Origin of the sequence: Sulfobacillus harzensis (assembly GCF_012933365.1) — a bacterium.
GTDB lineage: Bacteria > Bacillota > Sulfobacillia > Sulfobacillales > Sulfobacillaceae > Sulfobacillus_B > Sulfobacillus_B harzensis.
The window spans coordinates 1-21,423 of the sequence record NZ_JABBVZ010000032.1 but is presented as its reverse complement, the minus strand read 5'-3'; the positions used below and the strand labels follow the sequence as shown (position 1 = coordinate 21,423).

The following is a 21,423-nucleotide window of genomic DNA, read 5'->3' as shown; positions in this document are numbered from 1 at the left end:
ATGTGTCAACGAATAGGGAAGAGATTGCTCACATATGACAAATCAATGGGAATCTGCCATGACAGCCACAGCTAAGGCTCCCATGAGCCCCGAATCCCCGCCCAATTCAGCCGGAACCAGGCGTACCACCTCAGCCATGGCCTTTAAGGACCAGCGCTGCGCTGCCTGCCAGACGCGCTCGGGATAGGCTTCGGGCGCATGCGTGGCGACGCCCCCGCCTAAAATGATCTTTTCCGGATTAAATAAATTTATGAGGTAGGAAAGGCCCAGCCCAAGCCAATCAGCGGCTTCTTCCACAATCGCCCGGCATACGGCGTCATCCGATTCGAAGCCCTCAAAAACTGTTTTGGTTTCAACCTCCGATTGCGCCCGAAGATATTCGCTGTCCTTTTGCCGTTCACGACCGCGCCGGGCAATAGCAGTTCCGGAGGCCAGACTCTCCAGGCACCCTTGATGGCCCGCCGAGCAAACCGGTCCATCGGGCCGCATGACAATATGCCCGAACTCTCCCGCATTCCCGCGTGCTCCCCGATACAATTGGCCGTCGGCGACAATGCCGGCTCCAATCCCTGTCGAGATGGTGACATAGACACAATGCTGGGTTCCCCGTCCAGCGCCGAACCGCCATTCCCCCAACCCTGCAGCGGTCGCATCATTTTGCACAGAGACGGGCCGTTTCAGGGTCGCCTCCAGGTCTTTTTGCCAATCGAGTCCCTTCCACCCCCCAATATTGGAGGCATCCAATAAAATCGACCCATCCAAGGGCCCCGGCGAACCGAGGCCGATATATCGGAGGTCCGCCACCGCGATATTGGCCTCCCGGGCCACGGCTTTAACGGTCTCTGTAATGTTCGAGACAACCGTTTGGGCGTCCCACTTGGGATCCGTCGGCAGGACGTGGGTTGCGTAAAACGTCCCCTCGGTGTCGCCAACCCCCACCGCAATTTTCGTGCCGCCTACATCAACTGCTCCATAATATGCCACCAAATTTCCTCCTCGCTGGGTTGCTGGTTCCTCTTAACTCCGGGCAAGCGCTCATTCAATTGGGTTCCGTTGCCAGTATGAAGCAGGTTCACTACAATAACCCTAAGAAATCAAAACCTCCGGGTCAACCACGCGACACACCCGGAACAGGAGGTCAGCGTGATGGTGCAGCAGGATTTACAACAAGAAGCGATTAACAGTATTCGCGGGCTCGCAATCGATGGTGTGGAGGCGGCCAAGCAGGGCCACCCGGGACTCCCCTTAGGAGCCGCCGCAATGGGCTACACCCTCTGGACAAAGTTTCTCCACCACAACCCCCATAACCCTCATTGGCTAAACCGCGACCGGTTCATCCTCTCGGCCGGGCACGGCTCCATGCTGTTATACGCGTTGTTGTATCTGACCGGTTATGACCTCCCCTTAGATGAGCTCAAGCGCTTTCGTCAATGGCAGTCCAAGACACCCGGACACCCCGAGTACGGACTTACGCCCGGCGTCGAGACGACCACCGGACCGCTCGGGCAAGGGTTTGCCACCGGTGTCGGCATGGCCATTGCCGAAGCGTATTTGTCAGCCCGTTACAACAAGCCGGGCTTCGACCTCATTGACCATTATACCTACGCCATCGTCTCCGACGGCGATTTGATGGAAGGGATCTCTTCCGAAGCGGCGTCGTTGGCAGGAACCCTCTCTCTGGGCAAGCTCATCTATTTATACGACGACAACCATATTTCCATCGAGGGCCGCACCGACATTGCGTTCCGCGAAGACGTGCTCAAGCGGTTCCAGGCCTATGGCTGGCATACTGAGCGCGTAACGGATGGCAATGATGTGGACGCCATCGAAGAGGCCATCAAGAAGGCGCAGGCAGATCCCCGCCCATCGCTTATCGCTGTGCGGACCATCATTGGCTATGGGAGCCCCAACCGTCAGGACACCCCCAAGGTCCACGGCGAAGCCTTGGGCCCCGAGGAAGCCAAACTGACTAAAGAGTTTTTGGGATTGCCGACGGACAAAACCTTCTACGTTCCCGATGATGTTTTGGCACATTTCCGCCAGGCGGTCGCGAATGGCAGCGAATGGGAAGCCGAGTGGAACCGTCTCTTTGACAAGTATCGCGCCCAGTATCCAGACTTGGCGCAGGAGCTGGAGCAAGCCATATCCGGTCAGGTGCCGAACGAGGCGCTGGCCGATTTGCCCGTATGGGATGAGGGTACCGCTTTGGCCACGCGGGCAGCCTCGGGCCAGGTGCTAAACCGCATCGCACCCCGTTGGCCCGCCCTCATCGGCGGGTCAGCCGACCTCGCGCCCTCCAACAACACCAACATCAAGGACGGCGGCAATTTTAGCGCCGAACAGTACGACGGACGCAATTTGCACTTCGGGGTGCGTGAGCACGCCATGGGTGCAGCCTTGAACGGAATGTTGCTGCACGGCGGACTTCGCGTGTACGGCGGCACCTTCCTCATCTTTTCCGACTACATGCGTCCCGCCATTCGTCTTGCGGCACTCATGCACCAACCCGCCATCTATATCTTTACCCACGATTCCATTGGCTTGGGCACGGATGGCCCCACCCACCAGCCGATTGAGCAGTTGGCCGCTCTTAGAGCCATTCCGGGCGTGTACGTGGTCCGTCCGGCCGACCCCAACGAAACACGGGAGGCCTGGAAACTGGCGTTAAACACCACTGACCATCCCATTGCCATGGCGCTCACCCGCCAATCCGTTGACGCGCTGCCGTCGGAGAAAACCACCGGACTCAGCCGCGGCGCCTACGTTCTCTGGGAAAGCGGAAGCCACCCGGAACTAGTTATCATGGCCTCCGGGTCAGAAGTGGGTGTGGCGCTAGCTGCAGGGCGGCAATTGGCGGACAAAGGCACCGCGGTGCGCGTCGTGTCCTTCCCGTGCTGGGAGAAGTTTGAGGAGCAAGATGAGGAATACCGCCGAACGGTCTTGCCGCCCAACACCCGCCGCATCGCGATTGAAGCGGGCTCTCCGATGGGTTGGGACAAATATGTGGGTGAAAATGGCGCGATCATCGGATTAAATCATTTCGGCGCTTCCGCCCCCGGCGAAGTGCTGTTCCGGGAGTTCGGACTGACGCCCGAGCATGTGGTTGACGTGGCCGGAGATTTGTTAAATCGCTGAGTGATCGGCGTTCCGTCGGTACACACTGAGCACATATAGCACATACAAGGAGGGATTTCCCTTTGAATCCCATTCGTCAGATTCAGGAGCTGGGTCAAAGTTTATGGTATGACAACATCCGCCGCGGTCTATTAGACTCGGGGGAATTGGCCTCTCTCATCGCCCAGGGGATTACCGGAGTCACCTCAAACCCCACCATCTTTGAAAAGGCCATCGATGGTTCTCACGACTACGACCAGGCCATCGCGCAAATCGCCCCAACCGTGGGCTCCGTCGACGCGTTGTATGATGCCCTGGTTCTTGAGGACATCGCCCGCGGCGCTGACCTGTTGCGTCCCGTCTACGAGAACACCAAGGGACGCGACGGATACATCTCCATCGAGGTCCCGCCGACTATGGCCGAGGAAACCGATGCTACCATTCAGGAAGCCCACCGGCTGTTCCGGGCTCTCGACCGCCCTAATATCATGATTAAAGTGCCGGCCACGCCGGCCGGTATTCCTGCCATCCGTCAACTAATTGCAGACGGGGTCAATGTGAATGTCACGCTTATTTTTAGCCTTGACGCCTATCGTCAAGTGATTGACGCCTATTTGAAGGGACTGCACGAGCGGCAATCCCGGGGACTGCCCAACGATCGCGTGGCCTCGGTCGCCAGCTTCTTTGTCAGCCGGGTGGACACATTGGTGGATCGCCTCATTGACGAGCGCGGGCTTGATGCCGATTTGAAAGGCAAAGCCGCCATCGCCAATGCCAAGCTCGCCTACCAACTCTTCTTGGAGCGGTTTCAGAGCCCCGAATTCGAGGCTCTGAAAGCCAAAGGCGCGATGGTACAACGACCTCTCTGGGCGTCCACCAGCACCAAGAATCCGGACTACCCGGATTTGCTCTATGTCGAGGCATTGATTGGGCCCGACACCGTCGACACCCTGCCGCCCGCCACGGTGGATGCCATTCTTGACCATGGCCGAGCCGCGCGCACCGTAGATCAGGATGTTGACGCCGCCCAGGACGTCATTAACCGCCTAGAAGCGGCCGGCATCTCCATGAAGGATGTGACGGCTCAGCTTCTTGACGAGGGAGTCAAGAGCTTTCACAAGTCCTTCGTCGCGTTGCGTCAGAGTCTGGAAAAAAAAAGCCGCGTGCAACATGAGGTCTCACCCGGCGTCTTCTCGCTAGGGGGATTCCAAGACAATCTAGACGCGACCATCAACCAACTTAATCATGATCGGGCCGTGCCCCGCCTCTGGGACCATGATGCCTCCCTCTGGTCCGACGCTCCGGAGCACCAGGCCATTATTAAAAATGCGCTGGGATGGCTCACCGTCCCCGCTGCGGTGCTCGAAGACGTCCCGCATCTGGAGAGCTTCTTAAATCAGTTGGTGCTGGAGGGATTCCAAGCGGCCGTGGTGTTGGGCATGGGTGGATCCAGCCTGGTCTCGGACGTGCTGGTTCATACCTTTTCCGGTGGACGGCCCCGTTTGTCCCTGCATGTGCTCGATACGACGGACGCCCGGGCCATTGAGCATCTGACCCAGCAACTCCCATTAGAACACACCTTGTTCATCGTAGCCTCCAAGTCCGGCAGCACCACGGAGCCCAACGCCTTCTACCATTACTTTTGGCACGTATTGGAGCGCCGCGGGCTAGATCCGGCACGGCAGTTCATTGCCATTACGGACCCCGGCACCTCAATGCATAAGGAGGCTCAGGCGCGCCGCTTCCGCGAGGTGTTTCTCAACCCGGCGGATATTGGCGGTCGGTACTCGGCTCTTTCCTGGTTCGGGATGGTTCCGGCGGCGCTCTACGGATTGGACGTTCGCCAATTGCTAACGGGAGCCCTGGCCATGCAAGAGGCGGCGCAAAATCCGGACGCCGGCGAAAATCCCGCAGCGCGATTGGGCGCCACCCTCGGGGCATTGGCCAAAGCTGGGCGTGATAAGGTGACCCTCATCATGCCGGACCCCATCAGTCACTTAGGTGATTGGTTGGAGCAATTGTTGGCCGAATCCACGGGCAAGCTTGGCACGGGACTGGTCCCCATTGCCCATGAACCCGTGTTGACTCCGGCAGAGTATAGTCAGGACCGCGTCTTTGTCGTCTATCAATGGCGCGACGAAGCGCCTGGGATCGCGACCGACGCGTTGAAGGCCGCCGGCCATCCCGTGATTGAATACCACCTCACTAATCCGTATCAGGTGGCGCAGGAGTTCTACCGCTGGGAGGTGGCCACCGCCATCGCGGGAGCGGTACTGCAAATTGATGCCTTCGATCAGCCCAACGTGCAGGAAAGCAAAGACAACACCAAAGCCATCTTGGGCAAACTGGAAAACGGTCGGCTGCCTGACGAAGCGCTCATGGAGGGCCCCAAGGGGATTCGCTGGACGGCATCGGAGGCATTAAAGAGTGATGATTTGCAGTCCACATTGAAAAAGCTTTACGACTTGGCGGGCGCATCCAGCTACTTGGCCATTATGGCCTACATTGAGCCTACGGCTGAGGCCGACCACGCCGTATCCCATCTCCGTACGCGACTATCGGCATTGACGGGTCGGCCCACGACGTTCGGTTATGGTCCGCGCTTCTTGCACTCCACCGGTCAATTGCATAAAGGAGGGCCAGCCACAGGTCTCTTTGTCCAGATTGTCTCTCAGGACGGCCCTCGTCTGGAGGTGCCCGGAGACGGCTACGATTTCCTCACCCTGATGCAAGCTCAGGCGTTGGGCGACTATCAATCACTCCAGGCTCATGGCCGGGCAGTGGTGCGCATCCTGGCGCCCCACCCGGCGACGCAGACGATTGAAATGTTGGCTGATTGGGCTCATTAATCTCTCAGGAGGGTGCAGAATGAAACTTGCGATGATTGGCTTGGGTCGGATGGGCGGCAATATGGCCGAACGGCTCTTGCAGCATGGTCACCAGGTGGTGGTTTTTGACCCCAGCGACGAGGCACGGCAACGGCTGGCCAAAATGGGCGGAGAACCCGCGGAAAGCCTGGCGCAGGCGATCGAAAAATTGTCGGCACCTCGGATTGTTTGGGTAATGGTGCCGGCCGGCAAAATCACCGAGGATACGATTCAAACGCTCATCCAGACGCTCAATCCCGGCGACATTATTATTGACGGCGGCAACTCGAACTTTCATGATTCCGTGCGGCGCGGAAAGGAAGCCCAAGAGCGGGGCGTCCATTTCATCGATGCGGGAACCAGCGGCGGAGTATGGGGGTTGACTGAAGGCTACTGTCTCATGGTAGGCGGCCCCGACCAAGCCGTCCATACTGCAGAGCCGATTTTTACCGATCTCGCGCCCGAAAACGGGTATCTGCACGTTGGCCCCGTCGGCTCAGGGCACTTCGTGAAGATGGTGCACAATGGCATTGAATACGGCCTTCTTCAGGCGTACGGAGAAGGATTTGAGATACTAAAGGCCTCCGACTTCCCCATTGATCTGCCAAAGGTGGCCGAATTGTGGAATCATGGATCCGTCGTGCGCAGCTGGCTCTTAGAACTGTTGGCCGGCGCATATCGGGAGAATCCGACTCTGGAACACGTCCGCGGCTATGTGGATGACTCCGGCGAGGGTCGCTGGACCGTCTTTGAAGCGATTAACGAGAATGTGCCCGCTCCCGTTATCACCCTCTCGTTGTTCTCGCGCTTTGCCTCCCGACAGGAGGAATCTTACTCGGCTAAAGTCATTGCCGCTCTTAGAAATCAGTTCGGCGGGCACAAAATTCACAACGAATGATCGGGGACGATGCGATGGACACCGTGATGGCAAATCCGTTAAAAGAAGGACTGGGGGCTCGCCGACGGCCGGAACCCTTTACCTTCGTGATCTTTGGGGCCGCAGGCGACTTGGCGCATAGGAAGCTCTTTCCCGCGCTCTACAACCTGATGGTGGATAATTGGCTGGCAGGCGACTGCCGCATTATCGGCATTGCCCGCCGGGCTTATGAGGATACAGAGTTTCGCCGCGAGGTAGGCCAGGCTATTGAAGAGCACTCGCGGCGCAAACCCGATCCCCAGGTGTTGGATCGCCTGTTGTCCAGCACGTACTATCTGACCGCAGACTTCAACGACGCCAATGCCTACGAGGCGCTGAAGACCATGTTGCGGGATGCAGAAAGCCACTTTCCGCAAAACTTCTTATTCTATTTGGCCACACCTCCCTCTGCCTATCCCGTGATTGCCGATCACTTGGGCAATGTAGGGCTGGCTAAACCGATCGACGAGCGGCATTGGGTGCGGATTATTGTGGAAAAGCCCTTCGGCCACGACTTGGAGTCCGCTGTGGCTTTGAACCAAGATTTGCATCAGGTGTTCGATGAGTCGCAAATCTACCGTATTGACCACTATCTGGGCAAGGAAACGGTGCAGAACATCTTGGTCTTCCGGTTTGCCAACGGCATTTTTGAGCCGCTGTGGACCCGGCAATACATCGACCAGGTGCAAATTACGGTGGCGGAGTCCCTCGGCGTCGCCGGCCGCGGCTCGTATTACGATCAAGCCGGCGCTTTGCGCGACATGGTTCAAAATCACATGCTGCAGTTAGTCTCGCTGATCGCCATGGAGCCCCCGGTTGCATTTGAGGCCGACGCCGTGCGGGATGAAAAGGTCAAGGTCCTGCGCTCCATTCGTCCCTTCTCCACCCGGGATGTAGCGGAGTACACCGTGCGGGCCCAATATGAAAAGGGCTCGGTCGACGGCGAACTGGTTCCGGGCTATCTCGATGAGCCGGACATTGCCTCCGACAGCCGGACGGAATCCTACGTGGCGCTGAGGCTCCTAATCGACAATTGGCGTTGGGCCGGCGTCCCCTTTTACCTGCGTACCGGAAAGCGCCTGGCCAAACGCGCGACCGAGATCGCGATCCAATTTAAAACGGCACCCCATCGTTTCTTTGAGCAAACCGATACCCCCGAGTTGGCGCCCAACTTGCTGACGCTGAAAATCCAGCCTGACGAGGGCATTTCACTGCGCTTCGGCGCCAAAGTTCCGGGACCGGAAATTCGGGTTCGAACCGTTAACATGGAGTTCTTGTACGGGACGTCGTTTGCGGGAACGCCCCCCGAAGCCTATGAGCGGCTGCTGTTGGATGCCATGATTGGCGATTCCACCCTATTCACCCGAAAGGATGAGGTGGAGGCCGCCTGGTCGCTGGTATCCTCCATTTTGCACGGTTGGCAGCGAGCCCGAGGCCCCATTCCCACCTATGAATCCGGATCCTGGGGCCCTGAGGAGGCCGATTCCCTCATTCAGCGGGACGGATTTCGCTGGCGTCGGCCGTAATGGTATAAGCAGGGGAAGATTCCAGGGGAAAGGAGGTAGCGGCGCTTGGCCATCAGAGGGTCAAGCGCCGTCATTACCGATGAACCGACGGATAATTCACTGGAAGCAGCAGCAAATCGGGGGTCCGGAACTTTTGCACCACCTTCCCGCCATTGTCCCCAAAGCGCTGGACGGGGCCGTTCCTCTGACCGCTACAGTGATGACGCTTGGCCTATTTGTGGATCCCGAGCGCTTAGAGGACTGGCTAAAATTAGCCCATCAGCTGGCCCAAACCCATCCCGCGCGGATTCTCATGCTCTCCCCGTCGTCCGAACGGGACGGTGCCGATCGTTTGGACGTCGATGTCTACACGGCCGTGGAAACCGACCGCGGCGTGGGCCGACCCCCATTGCTGTTTTCGGAGTGCATTGCCATGACCCTTTTTGGCGGGATTGCGAACTACTGGATTGACTGGGTCCAACCGTTGGTGCGCTCGGACCTCCCCTCCTATCTCTGGTGGACCACCGCCCCTCCGGAAGGGCGTTTTCGCTGGGATTTGCTCAGTACCAGCTTTCAATCGCTCGTCATTGACAGTGCTGCCTACCCGTTGCAGCAGTGGCAGCCGCTCATCGAGGCCGCAGAGCGCTACCAGATGGGAGTCATGGACTTGGATTGGTATCGGGGCGTGCCATTTCGCCATCTGCTAGCCGAGGCCTCGGACGAGTCGGAGGCCCTAGCCGTCCTGAAAAACCCGGAGGACGTCTTGGTGACCAGCCCCAACCATGACGACTGGCCGCTCGCCAGCTCCTGGCTTTGGCTCTCCTGGCGTCTTGGTTGGGATATAGGACTTCCGCCCTGCAATCATCCCAGCATCCGCGTGGAACAGGCCGAAGGGCTGTCTCACGTTTGGCGCTTTCGCCGCGGCCGCCACGCATTGGTGGTGACGGACGCTGCCGACGCCTGGCGGCTTCACCTCGTGAAAGACGACAATGTCATCCGGGAATGGCAAGAACCGCACCAAACGCCCACCCTGTTGGATGACCTAACGAATCTTCTCACCATCGGGCGCGACCCGCTGTACTTGGAAACATTGCGCCACACTTTGCTAGAAGGGACTCATGCCTCATGACCAAACCGGAAATCCATGTTGCGGATTCCCCGGAGGCCTTAGTTCATATGGTCTCCGAGTGGTTGCAGAGGGTGACGCTGGAAGCCATTCGGGAGCATGGCTGCGCCAATTTGGCGCTGTCAGGCGGCAGCACCCCCAAACCCTTGTATCAGCACTTGGCGAGCAAGGAGAGCCTCCCCTGGTCCTCCATCCGTCTTTATTTCGTTGACGAACGGAACGTGGGCCCGATGGACCCGGACAGCAACGTTCGGATGATCCGTGAAGCACTGCTGAACCGCTTGCCGGTCCCACCGCTCTCGGTCTTTCCATGGCTTACCGAAACCGACCCGCGGGAATCGCTGGCCCGGTATCGTCAGGCGTTGGCAATCTTGCCGCGTTCAGATGGGTATCCCGAACTCGACCTGGCCATGCAAGGCATGGGTGGCGACGGTCATACCGCGTCGGTATTTCCCGGCTCGCCCCAGGAACTTTCGCGCGACTGGGTGGCAGCAGGACCCGGCCCGGGCACCGAACGTCTCACGTTGACGTTGCCTCTCTTGGCCCACGCCCGGCGGGTAGCGTTTTTGGTGGCCGGCTCGGACAAGGCGACACGGGTTCAGGAGTGCCTAAGCGGAGAATCCCAACTCCCGGCTGCGTGGCTGACCAGACACGCCCGAGAGGCCCATTGGTTTTTGGACCGAGCCAGTGCTTCAGCGTTATAAACGGCCGCTTCTTATCTGGGATATTGACGGCACCCTGCTGGAACCGCTGGGTGTTGGACGTCAAGCCCTGAATCAGGCCTTCCATGCCTTGTATGGAATATCTGGAGGGTTTGACGGTCTTGACTTCGCGGGAGCCACCGATCATCATCTGTGGCTTCAAGCCGCCGACAGCGCCCGCATTCCCCCCGAGGAGGCGTCGAACTTTTTTGCCGTCTACGTTCGGCACTTGCGCCAGCAGCTCAGTCGGACTCCCCTCCAGCCATTGGCTGGGGTCGCTTCCCTGATCGCCGACCTTTCAATGCGAGGCTGGCCCTTAAGACTGGGAACCGGCAACATCCGCCTAGGCGCCTATGCCAAGCTCAACGCGGCAGGCCTCGCGCCCTACTTCCCGGGCGGTGGGTTTTCGGAAGCTGGGTCGACGCGTGCCGACATTCTTCAACGGGCAGCCGATTCCCATTTAGACCGGCCCGTTATCGTGATTGGCGACACCCCCCGCGACGTGGATGCAGCGCATACGGCAGGATTTTTCTGTTTCGGGATAGCCACCGGACGCTTTGACGTCGCCGCGCTTCAGGCAGCGGCCGCAGACGCGGTGCTGGAGAGTTTGGCCGAACCCACACCATTCTTCGACCAGGTATGGCAATTTGGCCAGGAAAAGGCCCGGGAATGACTTCCTGGGCCTAAACCTGAGCTTGTACCTGAAGCGGCTTAATCCCCATCCAAGGAGCCCAAAACGTCAGTGTAACCGGGGCGCTGACGGTAGCGTCGAGAGTTCCCGTGGCGGTTTCCTGACAAAAAAGCACAGTGACCGATGACGCTTGGGGATCATTATCCTCCACCAACTGAACCAGTTCCGCGGCGGAAGTCTGATGCGCTTGTTCCATCACCAAGGCGGCATTCCCGAGCGCGTCCTGAAGCGCTTGCTGACTCATCCAGAGTTGCCCGCCAGCCACGATTAGCGCCGCTGCCATCAGCCCTACTAAGACGAGCCCGAGCCCCATGATGCTGACGCTACCAGCGCGGGAAGTGATGATACACAACACCGCCGCCTCCTTGACCACCGCCTCCCCCGCCAACAGGCCCGGATGGCCCGCTGCCTACCGGTGCGGAAGCCGCGCTGGTGATGGTGCGCGACGCGCTCACGGACCCGATGGTTCCTGTGTTAAGAAGTTTGAAGGGCACGGTCACCGTTACACTTTTCGCGCTGCCCTGGTTCGCAAATTGGGTCACGGGCGTGGCGGATATTCCCTCTTGGCGCAGTGCCGCCGCGACTGTCTCTGTCACCGAGGCGGTTGACGCCCCCCCGGCCCACGCCCGGACTCCCTGTTCGGCCGCCTGTGATACCGCCACGTTGCCTAAAAATAAGCTGGCAACCGTCACCATCCCGAGGAATACCGCGGTGAGCACTGGGAGTACCAGCAGTAGTTCAATGTAGGCATTTCCCGCTATTGAATGGTGCTGAGATTCTGCGTGATTTGTCCGAAAGCATTGACCAGGGCGTTTCGGAGGGATTCGATGGGCATAATCATGGCCAAGACCACCACGATAATCCAAATGCCGTTTTCGATAAAGACATTGCCCTCTTTTTTCCCGAAGAACGCCGTCAATCGGCCCCCCCATAGTGTCAGCCATAGTCTCACAAGATCTCCTCCTGAACCATTTTTCCGCGCCGTCTACGCGGTAGGGACAGGATAGCGAAGAATCGAGGGAGGATTCCGGCAAAGGGTTCGACAGAACCGTTAGCCCACTGCACCGGAAACTGCGTATTCGCAGTGCACCCGGCATCCGACGAAAACCGACAGATTTACCTGGAGCTGTCGCCTGTCTGGCTCTCTTTTTCCCTAAGCTCCGCCCTGGTAGCCTGCCTCACGCGGTGCCGGTGCTCATCTCCTTGTCGGCACGAATGACGAGAATGTTAGGCCGGCGGCGGTTGCCTTCGGCAGCGGCCGGTTGGTCCCGCCACCCCTCATCGGTGAAATCCGGCTCCATCACGGCTTTGATCAAGAACCCCGCCTCAATTAATGGGGTGATATAGGCCGATATTGGGCGGTGCCATTTCACCAGGTGAACGCCCATTCGTTCTTCCGGTCGGGGGCCAGGTTTTAGGTAGGAATCAATGGGCCATGCACTGGCGTTGCCTTCGGCGTCCACGATCCAGTCTCCTCGGCTATTGGCGTACTTCAAGGGATGTTCCACGGAAAAGATCAGACTCCCCCCCGGTGCCAGCCACTGATACAAGCGACTTGCCAAGTCGGGGAAATGTTCGAGGTAATGAAAGACCCGCACGCTGAGGATGCAATCGAAGCTGGCCGGGCTCAGGTCCACCGTCTCAATGCTGCCACCAACCAACGCACCGTTTTCGGGAATATAAAGAACGAGCGCATGGCGAGCGATTTTTCCACGGCCGTCACCGAGCTTGCCCCCGCATTGGCCGCCCAGGCGGCCCAGTCCCCTGCTCCCGCCCCCAAATCTAAAACGCGCTTTGCACGCAGGGGAGGCAAGACGGACTCAATGGCTGGGCGCTCCAAGTAATCGGCATTCGCACGCTGCCGCAGGACATACTCCCGCACAGCGTCAATATTGTCCCACGCATTGCTTTCCATTGACGGACCTCCAATATAGAGAGCTTCAGCCCATTCTGACTTCCACGGGGATAACGGCCGGCCTGAAGCCGGGCGGCGCCTCGTTAGAGACGCCGGACAAATAGCGTCTCCGGAGACCCGGGCTTCGAGTCTTCACTCGGACCCGCCTCATGGAATCCGTGGCGGCGGTACAAACGAATGGCGGGCACATTATCATCCTTAACGCTAAGGATTACGCGCGGCGCATGTTGACTCCGCGCCCACTCGACCACTGTCGCAACGAGCCGATCACCGACGCCCCGTCCCCGCGCGAAGGGCGCCACCCACAGGGAAATGAGCTCGACATCTGGAGCGTCCCAAGCACCACTGACCATGCCCGCCGGAGTGCCGGCTACGTCCGCCATGACGTTGAAAGCGACCACGGTCAGACGATGGCGCCACCTTTCCTCTACGTCCCCGTCGCCCTGCCAGTCGGCCAGGACGGAACCAAAAGCAGCGGGCGCTTCCGTAAGGGCAGCCAATCTAAGGCTCCGCCATACGCGCCAGTCATCTGGTGTCAGCACCTTCGTTTGAACCATTTTCCCCCCACCCTATCCCATTTGCGTTTTTGTCGGAGACCTCGCCAACTTGGCACCAGGATGTGAGCCCTAGCCGTCATCCCGTTTGGGATGCCCCGGCAGTTCGCAGGGTATCACGCTGCCGTCGACTGCCCGCACATAGCCATCAAAGTAATGGCTAAACACATCTTCGGTGGGCCGCACCGCGGATTGCGGAACCATGCCTTCCATCCCCGCCCCCACCAGTAACACCTCCTGATGATCGGTGTAAGCCATCATGTCCCTTCCACCCATCGCCAGGCGGGAATCCGCATGGACCTCGATGTCGAGAATGGTCACCGACTCGCCTCGATCGGCCACTATCTGACTAGTCAGGTCCGGCCCTGTGGGCTTGGCGATAAAGGTGCCCGGCGCGACAGGTTGGCTATAACGGCCCATACGCAAAGTACCCGATCCTGCCAGAATGAAGTAGTATTCGTCTTGGGCACTGTGACTGTGAAGCCGAGCGGATGCGGAGCCCTCAACGACCTGTTGAACCTTGATAAACACCCGGCCCACGCCAATCATCGGGAGAAGATGACGGTCGATCCCCTCCGGGTAGGATTCCGTCAGCGCAGTCCATAGAGGCGTGGACGGCAATGCCCCGACATTCACCGCTGGTATCGTCCAGCGGTTCGGCGTGATCGCGGTGGGAACTTCCCAGTAGACCTCGTCACACCAAAATGACGCGAGACGCGTCAGATATTCCCGCGCCCCATCCGACAACGCCGGTGTCACGAACCACACGGTTTCATGAGCATCAGGTCGAAGACGGCCCCCCAGCATCCCCATCTGTTCCCAGAACCACCGCCCCAGGATATTGAGCAACGGTGGCTGCTCAAGGGGCAACTCTCCAGGTTCAATGCCTTGCAAAAACAAAGGCCATGCCAAATCCCAGCGGATTAGCGGTTCCCCTTCAGGAAGTCCGTTGGCAACATCCCAAAAAATCACCCTCGCCATGTAACCCCCCCTATATTGTCCTTGCACGCCGACGCTAGGCGTCAGAACTCGCCAAACAACCGCCTGAGTACATCGTTAATCCCTAACTGCGACGATTACTGCCTGGCCTAAAAACCAGACGGGTGCGATCCCGACCAATCGGCGATTCCAAAATCCCTTGAGGCGCTCCGTCATGCAATTGACGTCCACGGCGTCAAAGACCCCATCACGATGGATACCCCCACTCGCCACTGGGCAATCGCAATTTTACATAGATGGGGGTTCGCTGGGCAGTCCTTCGACGTCCGGTTCATCTTGACGGAGAATAGCTTCCAGGTGAAATCCCGCCCGCTCGGCGACGTTCCTACTCCGCTGATTGCGTGCGTCGCACCGGATCTCGATGCGCTGCGCATTCAAATTATCTGAAGCCCAGCGCACGATGCCATGGACGGCTTCGGTCACCAACCCCTGGCCAGCTTCCGATGTGCGAATCCAGTATCCGATCTCAAAACGTCCCACGTCCCAATTGATGCGGTGTAGTCCGGTGCTGCCGACAAAACGCCCCGATGACTTCCGGATCATGTGGAGACGCAAATCCTCACGGAGCAGAAATTTGGCGTGCGCACGACGCACATTTTCCTCTGTCTCCTCGATGGATGGCAGGTTCACCGCGAACGGCATCCATTCCTTCAATTCTTCGTGGGACTCCACAATAGCTTCATTGACCATGGCACCATCGCCTGGCAACGGACAGCGAATCAGCAACCGTTCGGTTTCGAATTCCTGTGGAAAGTCGAGAAGAATCGGTTTCATGGCGCGTCTCCTTTTTCCGCCAATTATCCCACATTGCGGGAGGACCGTCCGATAAATCGTTACGGGTTGCATCTAGAATCTTCGCCCCGACCCGACCACGTCCTCAGCTTCTACCGTCAACTCGATGGCATGATCTTCGGTTGTCGCCACGGCTCGGGTCCTGTCGTGAACGTCTAGAATTCGCTCAGGCAACCATGCCCTGAGGCCCGACACGGCGGTACACCAAAGCCTTGAAGGCCAGCGGGCATCCGGCCCACACCGCCCCCCTCCACCTGGTCGCCAGCACACAAAAGCAGTGCCTCAGCGTAGCTGCGGTGCTGCTCACGAATCACGCGATACGGCACGCCCACGGACTCTCCCCCACCAACGTCTTATGGGCCCCATGAATTCCTGCTTTTCACGACATTTTGGCCCACCGTCAAACACGTGACCGGCGCATCCGAAAGACAGCGGCTCTCTGCCTCGACTTTCACGGGGCGTGAGCTACCTGAGCCGGATATGCCTCCCCAATACGACGCTTTTGGATGCACATGACCAGGTCACCCAATGGCTTCTCAATGGGTTTTTCAACTTAGAATCCACCACTGGGTGCTCAAGCCGATGGACGCGTCATGGTCCGGACGTCGATAGCTAGAAGGGCACAGGCCGATTCCAGAAAGCACCACTCTAAAACGGCCATCCGTTGAATTCGGAGACCTGACTTGCCTGCGACAAGCGAAAGGCCTCGAGTCGACCCTCTTCACTGAGATTTACCCAATCGCCGTCGCGGTGAATATGTCCCCGACCGACCAGCGCATCGGTCCAGGTGCGGAGGAGTTCACGGTGCTCAACCTCCAGGGGACCAGCCGAGTTTTCAACATGGCGTTCAAGCGTGTCTGAAGACAATCCATGCTCGTGAGCCAGCAAGTGCCGTATGAAGTGGCGCTTCAATTCATCGATCTGCATAGAGAATCCCCCTTCGTCTGCCTGGAAGATACTAAGTCCATTCCGTGGTTTCTACCTCGCAACATTGTCGGCGCAGCACTCGCCATTCACGAGCGCTCGCGCTGATAGCTGATAATTCGATATTTTGGTCGCAATCCCCTGCCCAGCAGTCTGGGACGTGTTGCAGGGTGGTTTGCTCCCTGTCGACTTTTCCCTTGGCTGATTCCTTGCGGACTCGACATCCGGCGGTTGAAACGAATACCGGGAAGTACGTGCTAAACAGCACCTCCCGGCGTTTAGGAGATGCCCTCGAGCGAATTGTCCGTTAGATGTCCACGTCGGGGCAGCCGCTGCCTTCACCCGTTCCGCCGCAATTGGCCATGATTCCCCGCAACACCACGGGACCCATCGGCACCGATCCTTGCCCGGGCCGAATTGTAACTTCCGCATCAAGAGGAAGAGGCGAGCCGTAGCTTTGGGACCGCGCATGTTGGTAGATTCCGAAGCAGGAATTGACCAGGGTCATGATCCGACTGGGATAGGGGAGGAAGTCGAGCACCCAGGTGTCGTAGCACGGGTTGTAAGTCTCAGGTGGCGGCAATTCCCAGGTGGTAGCCACCGTCGCAAGGCCGCCGTTGGCAAACTGGCGCACCCACATAGTGCCTCCTGGGGGTTCTGCAGCCCCAGCAGAGACCGCACCGTCGGGGCTTGCTAAAATGAAGCAGCAATCGGTGAACTCCGCGATTTCCGCATACACCGGCCAAGCAACGCCCAGCGGGGTCGGCGCGGCGTGGTTGTTGTGGCGGCCAAGCTTATAGAATGTCTCGGGTCCCACCACGCCGTCGACGGCGATGCCTTCTGCGGCTTGGAAGGCGCACACAGCCGTTAAAGTGGCGGAATCGTAGTAGCCGGTAATGCGCCCAAAATAGTATCCGAGGACCTTTAACAGCACCTGAAGAAACACGACGTCAAAGCCATTCCGGCCCGATTGGATTGCTCGACCGCCGGCAAACGTGTAAATCCAGGACCCGTCATAAAAGCCATCGCCGGCAATGCCGTTGTTAGGGAAGCCGGTATCCCCGTGTCCTGCCGCATCTTGCTTAAAAGCCAGAACGGCAGCCTCGGTCGCCGCATCGAAGGTCCCGGAAGCTGGCCTTCCGATAATGGAGCTATAGTGAAATAGGTTGAGGCGGTTCTGAAGAATCTTTACGTCGCCCCCGGATATCCCAGTTTCTAGTTCGCGACTTCCATACTCCGGGCCGCCATAGGTCATGTTGGGGCCAACACCCTGCCCAAACACAAAGAACGTATTGGGGCCAACGATTCCATCTATCGAGAGATCGAAGTAGGATTGAATGTTGCGGACCGCCTGCGCGGTGTTGGATCCGAAACGCCCATCGATGGCGATGGGTGAGCCCATAGGTCCAAGCGGCGGATTCATCGTTTTCAGCATAAGGTCGTACACAGCCTGCAATACCGCGACATCGGTTCCGACCGCCCCCGTTGAGAGATTGCGGCTCCCAAATGGCACGTATGGGGAAAATGTATCCTCAAACAAAGCCATGTTAATGTTTCCCTCCCTTGGCATAACATGGTGTACCGTATGACGCAGAGTCGAAGATTGTGACATGAACGCGACGGATGCTTAACGCGGTTGAATTCTGCCCCCCCTTTGGTCCTGCGATCTATTCGTGGGTTATTCCCAAAGCGCCGCGAGACCTTTCTTGTCCCATGAAACAAGGGTCATGGTGGGCTGTACTTGCAGGCAGTATCGCAGTCTTGGGTGGGTTAGGCATCAGCGGAACACACCAAGCCGCTGATCGTACGAATGGGGGCCCTATGCGCGCGCCTTCGCCGGTCGGTGGAATCTCTCCAGCGACCATGTTCTGGCCACTCCCCGTGTTTGTGTATGGGGCTCAGAAGTTCCCCAGGAGATCGAAATGGGGCCGTTGTCGTGGGCGCAAAAACTTCTGCACCACGCATTCATTCACGCCGACCAGGGCTGCCCTAACGGATATGGAACCGGAGTTGGTGGTCAAGGCCGAACGTCCTCGTCAATATGTCATTCGCGAACGGTTGGTGACGTATCGGCTTGGTTCTTTTCGCTTTATAGATGATACCCGAACGAAATTTATGGTTTGTGCCAACGCAACCGCAAAAGCGGCAAGGCGGGCCTTTCAAGTAAGACATGACCGTAATCGACCTACGCTCTAGGAATGCACAGCTGCGGCGAAGAGCTTATCCGCTCGTCCTCATTCGGCCAAGCGCAGCCTAAAGTCGCATGCACCGCGATCGCTGACGCGTGCCGATCGCGACTACCATGCAAATGGCCGAATACGTCATGAGGTGCGCCGACACAGTCGCCGTGACCAACAAGGGTGTTGTTTGAGGGAGGGAATGTGGTATAGACTTCAACGCGGCGCCGTTATCCCAGGGATGCTGTACCAGTAGTTCTGGATTATTCCCGCGTGATCTGAGGAAACCAGAAACGCACCCATAGCAAACCCCTCGGTGATGCCGTTGGCATTGCTGATTGAAGAGACGGGAAGCGGCGTGACAAGCCCGGCCGACAGTCCCATGACGGAACTTTTTCCGGAGCTGCAAATGTACTGTCCGCCTCCTTCGGGGGGCGTAAGCCACTCCGCCGGATTAATCCCTCCCGCGTATGACTCATAGTTTCTCGGCGCAGGTGCCGGCACGGTAACAAAAAACAGCGTCGTCGCCATTGGCCCTTTCGACGCCAGCGCATGAACCACTGCGCCGATCCCAGCCGCGAGACCAGAGCCGGACGCCGTCGGCCGAGTCTGGATCTCAACAGTGACCGCAGAGGATGCACTGGGCACCGGCCATCCGAGAGGTTTTAATGCCTTGAGCTGCGCTGCCGTTGGAGCAGGCTCCTCAATGTACAGGGTATCGGAGGTGGGTGACGAAACGAGCCTCAACATGCTCGTACCCCGGATGGCCGCATCGCCACGCACGGTCCACCCGTTCAACAGCGCGTTAGCCGTAGAAACTGTGCCCGCCGGGTCGCCGAACCACATGGGAAGGTTTACCGCTGTGATCTGCGGGTCCCCGTCGAATCCCTGGACCTCGACGGTGGCGACAGGCAGTTTGGTCTTTTCAGCCACGCTCATGTCGGTTTGCTCCCATGCGGGATAACATCCGTTTACCCATGCGGTAAAGCCCGGACCACGGCTGGATGGGCTCACGCTGCCTGGCCCGACCTCGTGCCCCGGCCTAGGGCTAGCTGTTGAAGCAGAGGAGGCGCCCGGTTGGGAGCTTTGGGCCGGAGCTGTCACACTCCCGCTAGCCACGGCCTTTGGCGGAGCGGTTTGGCTCGATCCCCCGTCCGCCACAGCAGTCCCACATCCAGCCAGGCATCCAGCAAGAGCCAGGACTAGAAGGCTTGAAGGTACCGACGCGCGCAGCATATCAATTACCCTCGCATCTCACGAGTGGCAACGCCAAGAGCGCGCGAACGGCGCCAACCAACACCAAACGCAATCGTCCCACGTAAATCATCCCTTTGTCCGTATTTGCCGAATACAACGCCCCCTTGCGAATAAAGTTACAGCGCCAAGTAATATAGAGATTTCCATTTCGGAGCACATGGACTGCCCGGAGAGACCCGCAGCGAATTGAGCACCCCGACGGTGGTGATGAGGCGCTCTTTCTCTACCCCGAGCCGACCACGCCGCTCCGGTGCACCACCCAGTCAACACCTATCCCGATTAGGAATCCGACACATAAAGACGCTGCTGCCCACCCGTTCAGGCCCACCCGACACCGTAACCGGCAGAACAGGATATTCTTTCCCATCGATTGCGGGCTAAACGGTTACGACCGCCAATGCGCCCCCTCAAATAGGCGCCCATCGGCTGCATCATTAAGAGGACAATGGCACAGCACTGACAAACCCGAAGGCAGCCAAGCCGATATCGACATGGGTAATTTTGGCGGCACGGCCCTCACCGTGATTTTGCTGGGACCACACTGCAGCAGTCAGTTTCATCCGCCGGCGCCAGCTGAGTATGAGAGATCTGATGCGTGGGCGTTACGACTTGGGCTGGCTCGACCATATCACGTGCCGTGACTGTCGTACACCACGACCCTGGTGACGGAAAATACGGCGGAGTTGTACTTATACGCCCATAGAGCCAAGCGGCCAATTTTGCTAAGAGCGATCGGGATGGCCTTTCCCGATCCCCGAAGCCGCGAGTACGCCACCACGGTGGCGACTTTCGGGTTGTCCGGGGTCGAAACCGTGACAATGCTCGGTCTTTGAGGGCCAACTGTTCCACTGAAGCTATAGGTGAACGCCGGCCGATACAGTTCCCCGGTATTAACGGCCGTCCATTGTCGGTCCTTCACCGTTGTGTAAAACAGTTGATCTTGGTGGCCGTGAGGATACCGGACCACCACGAAATATCCGCCATTCGCCGGCGTGATACTCTACTTGCCTGCGTCTATCATGCAATTTTTATGGGCATTCGGATTTTCGTGTGGATCAACGCCCTGTAACTGTGTTTGTTAAATTTTTCCCAGCTGTGGCTCCGGCCCATATTCCATGGCCATCAAGGCCATCATTTTAAGAAAGTCAGATCCTAGGACGCGTGAAGCGATGACGTCGTGGCGGGGTCGCGGCATGGCGATTCGATACATGAGGGAGTGTGATCATGTCATGGTGCACGGCATTAAATGGTTCGGACCCATAACGCGGAGGGGCTGTTTTTTTGGACTCCGGCGGTACACAGCATTTCATGTTCCACGCTCACAATAGTCTACGAGATTCCAGGGATAACGGATATCCTATAGCGCGCGTCAGCGCGCCATGCCGGATGGAACAAGGCGCGCTTCCACCATCTCTTCTCATGTGGGTCGACGTCCACGTCGCTTGCCCTAACAGCAATCTAGCCAAAGATAAACACAAGATAGGTCCACTCAGGTCACCACCCGTCGTAGCACACGCGTTGCCCACACCAATATGAAGGTACACAGCGGTACTAAAATCGCGTAGGCGTGCCATACCGTCGGCGCGCCCACATGCCCGGCTGCCAAGCTGCGGGCAGCGTCCACCGCGTAGTATAGCGGATCAAGGTGCGCCAAGTCCCGAAGCCATGTCGGGCCCAGCGAAATGGGCAGCAACACGCCACCGAGTAGCAACACGGGGAGATTTAACCCATTGGCCAAGGCGGCAAACCCGTTAATCTCGCCGCGGGCCATCAGGGCGCTGCCGCTGAAGAAGGCGGCCGTGGTGGCTTCTAGTATAGCCATTCCTAAATAGCGTCCATGCTTTTTGCGTCCTCGGGCTTCCACTTCCAGCGAAACGGTACCGGA

21 protein-coding genes are annotated in these 21,423 nt (G+C 58.4%); 7 read left to right on the top strand and 14 right to left on the bottom strand.

The genetic code is table 11. The annotated features are described in order from the left end of the window. Positions 1-42: 42 nt before the first annotated feature. Complete coding sequence (locus tag HIJ39_RS10790; RefSeq protein ID WP_169099538.1) at positions 43-984, bottom strand: ROK family protein; 942 nt, start codon at positions 982-984, stop codon at positions 43-45. A 162-nt stretch (positions 985-1,146) separates the two neighbouring features. Here HIJ39_RS10790 and tkt point away from each other — a divergent pair, with 162 nt between their 5' ends. The 7 genes from tkt to HIJ39_RS10755 all read left to right on the top strand — a co-directional run bounded on the left by tkt (position 1,147) and on the right by HIJ39_RS10755 (position 10,902). Continuing rightward, complete coding sequence (gene tkt, locus HIJ39_RS10785; RefSeq protein ID WP_169099570.1) at positions 1,147-3,135, top strand: transketolase; 1,989 nt, start codon at positions 1,147-1,149, stop codon at positions 3,133-3,135. A 62-nt stretch (positions 3,136-3,197) separates the two neighbouring features. Continuing rightward, entirely contained in the window at positions 3,198-5,963 is a 2,766-nt protein-coding gene (locus tag HIJ39_RS10780; protein ID WP_169099536.1) for a bifunctional transaldolase/phosoglucose isomerase, read from the top strand. A 19-nt stretch (positions 5,964-5,982) separates the two neighbouring features. Further along, positions 5,983-6,879 (top strand): phosphogluconate dehydrogenase (NAD(+)-dependent, decarboxylating), encoded by an 897-nt coding sequence (gene gnd, locus HIJ39_RS10775; RefSeq protein WP_169099534.1) that lies wholly within the window; start codon positions 5,983-5,985, stop codon positions 6,877-6,879. 14 nt (positions 6,880-6,893) lie between these two features. Further along, positions 6,894-8,423 (top strand): glucose-6-phosphate dehydrogenase, encoded by a 1,530-nt coding sequence (gene zwf / locus HIJ39_RS10770; RefSeq protein ID WP_169099532.1) that lies wholly within the window; start codon positions 6,894-6,896, stop codon positions 8,421-8,423. A gap of 79 nt (positions 8,424-8,502) precedes the next feature. Continuing rightward, positions 8,503-9,531, top strand: coding sequence for a glucose-6-phosphate dehydrogenase assembly protein OpcA (locus tag HIJ39_RS10765; protein WP_169099530.1), 1,029 nt, complete (start codon positions 8,503-8,505; stop codon positions 9,529-9,531). Beyond that, positions 9,528-10,232 carry a 6-phosphogluconolactonase gene (pgl, locus tag HIJ39_RS10760; protein WP_169099528.1) on the top strand — a complete coding sequence of 235 codons (705 nt, stop codon included), beginning with the start codon at positions 9,528-9,530 and terminating at the stop codon, positions 10,230-10,232. Before HIJ39_RS10765 ends, pgl begins: the two co-directional genes overlap by 4 nt. Continuing rightward, a complete protein-coding gene (locus tag HIJ39_RS10755) occupies positions 10,216-10,902 on the top strand; it encodes an HAD family hydrolase (RefSeq protein ID WP_169099526.1) in 687 nt (228 codons plus the stop codon). Before pgl ends, HIJ39_RS10755 begins: the two co-directional genes overlap by 17 nt. A 10-nt stretch (positions 10,903-10,912) precedes the next feature. Here the strand turns inward: HIJ39_RS10755 and HIJ39_RS10750 are convergent, their stop codons facing one another. The 13 genes from HIJ39_RS10750 to HIJ39_RS10690 all read right to left on the bottom strand — a co-directional run. Then, positions 10,913-11,272 carry a hypothetical protein gene (locus HIJ39_RS10750; protein WP_169099524.1) on the bottom strand — a complete coding sequence of 120 codons (360 nt, stop codon included), beginning with the start codon at positions 11,270-11,272 and terminating at the stop codon, positions 10,913-10,915. After that, a complete protein-coding gene (locus HIJ39_RS24620) occupies positions 11,244-11,663 on the bottom strand; it encodes a TadE/TadG family type IV pilus assembly protein (protein ID WP_338055148.1) in 420 nt (139 codons plus the stop codon). The genes HIJ39_RS10750 and HIJ39_RS24620 overlap by 29 nt, the downstream gene beginning before the upstream one ends. A gap of 14 nt (positions 11,664-11,677) precedes the next feature. Further along, the gene (locus HIJ39_RS24915; protein WP_169099520.1) at positions 11,678-11,872 is read right to left on the bottom strand and encodes a hypothetical protein; all 195 of its coding nucleotides are present in this window, start codon (positions 11,870-11,872) and stop codon (positions 11,678-11,680) included. 226 nt (positions 11,873-12,098) lie between these two features. Next, a complete protein-coding gene (locus HIJ39_RS10735; protein WP_169099518.1) occupies positions 12,099-12,557 on the bottom strand; it encodes a methyltransferase domain-containing protein in 459 nt (152 codons plus the stop codon). Continuing rightward, a complete protein-coding gene (locus HIJ39_RS10730) occupies positions 12,548-12,835 on the bottom strand; it encodes a hypothetical protein (RefSeq protein WP_169099516.1) in 288 nt (95 codons plus the stop codon). Before HIJ39_RS10730 ends, HIJ39_RS10735 begins: the two co-directional genes overlap by 10 nt. Before the next feature lie 83 nt (positions 12,836-12,918). Then, complete coding sequence (locus HIJ39_RS10725) at positions 12,919-13,392, bottom strand: GNAT family N-acetyltransferase (RefSeq protein WP_169099514.1); 474 nt, start codon at positions 13,390-13,392, stop codon at positions 12,919-12,921. A gap of 69 nt (positions 13,393-13,461) precedes the next feature. Then, a complete protein-coding gene (locus tag HIJ39_RS10720; RefSeq protein WP_169099512.1) occupies positions 13,462-14,370 on the bottom strand; it encodes a cupin domain-containing protein in 909 nt (302 codons plus the stop codon). A 246-nt stretch (positions 14,371-14,616) separates the two neighbouring features. Beyond that, positions 14,617-15,162, bottom strand: coding sequence for a GNAT family N-acetyltransferase (locus tag HIJ39_RS10715; RefSeq protein WP_169099510.1), 546 nt, complete (start codon positions 15,160-15,162; stop codon positions 14,617-14,619). A 666-nt stretch (positions 15,163-15,828) separates the two neighbouring features. Beyond that, positions 15,829-16,107: a hypothetical protein gene (locus tag HIJ39_RS10710; protein WP_169099508.1), complete on the bottom strand. Its 279-nt coding sequence runs from the start codon at positions 16,105-16,107 to the stop codon at positions 15,829-15,831. Between the two features lie 304 nt (positions 16,108-16,411). After that, entirely contained in the window at positions 16,412-17,650 is a 1,239-nt protein-coding gene (locus tag HIJ39_RS10705) for a peptidoglycan-binding domain-containing protein (protein ID WP_169099506.1), read from the bottom strand. A gap of 847 nt (positions 17,651-18,497) precedes the next feature. After that, a complete protein-coding gene (locus tag HIJ39_RS10700; protein ID WP_169099504.1) occupies positions 18,498-19,220 on the bottom strand; it encodes a hypothetical protein in 723 nt (240 codons plus the stop codon). A 946-nt stretch (positions 19,221-20,166) separates the two neighbouring features. After that, positions 20,167-20,508, bottom strand: coding sequence for a hypothetical protein (locus HIJ39_RS10695; protein WP_169099503.1), 342 nt, complete (start codon positions 20,506-20,508; stop codon positions 20,167-20,169). A gap of 519 nt (positions 20,509-21,027) precedes the next feature. Continuing rightward, positions 21,028-21,423: ABC transporter permease (locus tag HIJ39_RS10690; RefSeq protein ID WP_207711619.1), on the bottom strand; the 396-nt coding region annotated here is incomplete at its 5' end.

Bases quoted from the DNA above. Each gene is read 5' to 3' on its own strand.
- HIJ39_RS10765 (WP_169099530.1), top strand. From the start codon at position 8,503: ATGAACCGACGGATAATTCACTGGAAGCAGCAGCAAATCGGGGGTCCG.
- HIJ39_RS10725 (WP_169099514.1), bottom strand. From the start codon at position 13,392: ATGGTTCAAACGAAGGTGCTGACACCAGATGACTGGCGCGTATGGCGG.
- HIJ39_RS10705 (WP_169099506.1), bottom strand. From the start codon at position 17,650: ATGGCTTTGTTTGAGGATACATTTTCCCCATACGTGCCATTTGGGAGC.
- HIJ39_RS10700 (WP_169099504.1), bottom strand. From the start codon at position 19,220: ATGAGCGTGGCTGAAAAGACCAAACTGCCTGTCGCCACCGTCGAGGTC.
- zwf (WP_169099532.1), top strand. From the start codon at position 6,894: ATGGACACCGTGATGGCAAATCCGTTAAAAGAAGGACTGGGGGCTCGC.
- HIJ39_RS10730 (WP_169099516.1), bottom strand. From the start codon at position 12,835: ATGGAAAGCAATGCGTGGGACAATATTGACGCTGTGCGGGAGTATGTC.
- gnd (WP_169099534.1), top strand. From the start codon at position 5,983: ATGAAACTTGCGATGATTGGCTTGGGTCGGATGGGCGGCAATATGGCC.
- HIJ39_RS10715 (WP_169099510.1), bottom strand. From the start codon at position 15,162: ATGAAACCGATTCTTCTCGACTTTCCACAGGAATTCGAAACCGAACGG.
- HIJ39_RS10720 (WP_169099512.1), bottom strand. From the start codon at position 14,370: ATGGCGAGGGTGATTTTTTGGGATGTTGCCAACGGACTTCCTGAAGGG.
- tkt (WP_169099570.1), top strand. From the start codon at position 1,147: ATGGTGCAGCAGGATTTACAACAAGAAGCGATTAACAGTATTCGCGGG.
- HIJ39_RS10710 (WP_169099508.1), bottom strand. From the start codon at position 16,107: ATGCAGATCGATGAATTGAAGCGCCACTTCATACGGCACTTGCTGGCT.
- pgl (WP_169099528.1), top strand. From the start codon at position 9,528: ATGACCAAACCGGAAATCCATGTTGCGGATTCCCCGGAGGCCTTAGTT.